General features: G+C 39.2%; 1 protein-coding gene and 2 pseudogenes. All 3 read right to left on the bottom strand.

What is annotated here, in order from left to right; translation table 11 throughout:
* The coding region (locus BHE85_RS13300; protein ID WP_277916909.1) for a leucine-rich repeat domain-containing protein at positions 1-949 on the bottom strand (949 nt) is incomplete at its 3' end.
* Between the two features lie 390 nt (positions 950-1,339).
* Positions 1,340-1,608, bottom strand: a pseudogene (locus BHE85_RS13295) (hypothetical protein).
* Between the two features lie 108 nt (positions 1,609-1,716).
* A pseudogene (locus tag BHE85_RS26960) lies at positions 1,717-1,898 on the bottom strand (IS1 family transposase); the annotation flags it as partial.
* Positions 1,899-2,517 lie beyond the last annotated feature (619 nt).

Below are 2,517 nucleotides of genomic sequence, written 5' to 3'. Positions count from 1 at the left end.
AGGTGTTGGCGTGCTCTTCATGTTCAAAAGCATGCCATATCTGTGATACATCAGATTGTTTGTTTTCCGGGAACCATGCTGTCACGGCATCAGCCAGGGAGTGTTCTGGAGCGGAAATTGTGGCAGAATTTCCCATAGAGAAAAATATTCGAGGACCAGAATAATCTGGTCCGGTGGTTATTTGTTGTAGTGTACGCATGGTATGGCCAGACAGTGGATTACCTGCAACATTTACGAAGGCATTCTGAGCTAATCTCAGGACACTTTCCGGAAGTGTTGTCAGATTATTATTCATTAGCACAGCCCTGTTCATACTAAAAGGTAATTCCGGTAGTTGTTCTATAAAATTATTAGCCATAGCCAGCCCTTCAAGCTTATCTGGAAAGGGGGGAATGCTGTCTAATCTGTTTCCAGAAACTACCAGTAATTTTAGTTCCGGTGGCAATAGTGGCAGAATATGCAATCGGTTATTATGAACCCGTAAATGAGTTAGATTTTCAGGAAGCAATGGTAATTCTTTTATCTTGTTATCACCCGCATTAAGCTCTTCTAACGTCTCGGGTAAGGCAGGTAAGCTTTCCAGTTGATTAAATTGAGCATGTATTACCTTAAGCATTGGTGGTAAATCAGGGAGATGTGTTAATAGGTTTTTTCTTATTTCCAGTGTTGTTATCTGAGGCGGTAAATCTGGTAATGTTTTTAAATCTAACTCAGATAAATTTAATTCTGCCTCTTGATTTTGTAAACATATTTTCAGCCTATTGAAGGCGATATTGCGTTGCTCGCCTGGGGTACCGTTCTTTTCCCATTCACTCCAGGCTTTTAAATAAAATTCATTACAAGATGGAGTCAGTTCCATAGGTAAAGGAAATGGAGTTAACGAGTATATATTGTTTATTTGATGCATAATACCAGAACCGATTGCCTGTATATTGGTTGATTTAATCATTATAACTAAAATTTCTTATCAGCGATAAGAATTCTAGTGAAATAGAATATAGCTTATTAATTTTAAAACAGTTTGCTTTGTACCCTTTCTCCGGGTATTGCTTTCCCCCTAAGCCGTCTATGGGAAGGAGTCTGCTGTTATTCCTGAGAATGGTAATTCAGCCATAAAAAGGTATTTAAGGTCATTGCGTCTCTCCCTGTACTCGAATAATGGTGAAGAAAGCATGATGAATATATCACGATAACGTTCAGTACGTATCGAGGATAGATGGAGTTACTCCTCTCTGAAATAGAATTACTGCTCTATTTTTTTCTGTTTTCAGAAGTTATTAGTAACAAACCCTGATATATTTTTTTTGAAAATGGAGCTTAAACGAGTCTGAAATTAACTTCAGAAATCAGAATACCGTTGGCTTTGTTTTTCATTAATTCCGGCTTCATTTATCTTTGTCAACCATTGTATTTCTGTAGCTGTGAATTTCAACTTTTTCGTTCGGTTGGTAGCAGGTATTTGCAATTCGTATATGGCTGTTTTTGTTTATTAAAAACAGTACATCCATCTGTAGTAACAGTAGAAGATACTAATATAGTATTTGATACTTCAGGGATGATATTTTCTTGTTTTTTGGGAAGACAAGGGAATATAGTTTGTGTAAGCATATTACTTCCTTATGTTATATTTCGGTAAAAAATTTATTTTTTTACATTATAGTCGGCTAAATGAAGTTTACTGTAAAAAAACGATACTTTTTCGGGTGGCGCTTCCAATCAGTAGAATATGTGTTTTTCAATGAAGGAGCCGATGACTTTTCGTGGATTTCCACGGAACGCGAGAAGCAGATTGTTTTACGTGCCAGCCGCTTGATGCGGGTGCGGAGGGTCTGGTTGTTACGTTCAAGATATAGCATGTGCTGGATGAAGATCCCTTTTCTGGTCACCTGTTTATCTTTCGTGGCCGACGGGGTGACACTGTTAAAATGTAATGAACGCATCCCACACAATTAAACACGGAGTAGTATGATGGTTAAAAGGGTGAAACTGGCAGGTGTGGAGCCTCGCAGCTTTCCGGCATCATACTGCCCAATACGGGATGCATAAAGCGTCCTCAGACTGGAGACTCCACAAATGAAATATACACCGGTTGGCGTTGATATGGCAAAACATGTCATTCAGATTCACTTCATCAATGAGCACATGTCAGCGCCAGTGATATAAGACGGTAATGGGGATGCGGACGATTTCCTGGACTCTCAGAAGATGAAACATGTTTACTGAAGAACAAAAAATTTGCGCTATTGAGCTTTATTTCAAATATGGTAAGAAGCTTGAGGTGTACTGGCAATAGCGGACACCACCATTTGTTCTTTTTCTAAGCAGTCATCTGATAATATTTTATCCTGAAGGCTGCCGGGGAGATATTCCCCAGACGAGAGTTGAGGTAGCCTGAGTTTAACGGACACTCCTTCCTGGAATAGAATGGCATCAGAAGGAGCCAATAATGAGCAGAAAAACCCAACGTTACTCTACGGAGTTTAAAGCCGAAGCCGTCAAAACGGTTCCTGAAAATCA

The organism is Shigella sp. FC1567, assembly GCF_001743015.1.
Lineage (GTDB): Bacteria > Pseudomonadota > Gammaproteobacteria > Enterobacterales > Enterobacteriaceae > Escherichia > Escherichia coli.
This window is presented reverse-complemented; position numbering and strand designations above follow the sequence as displayed.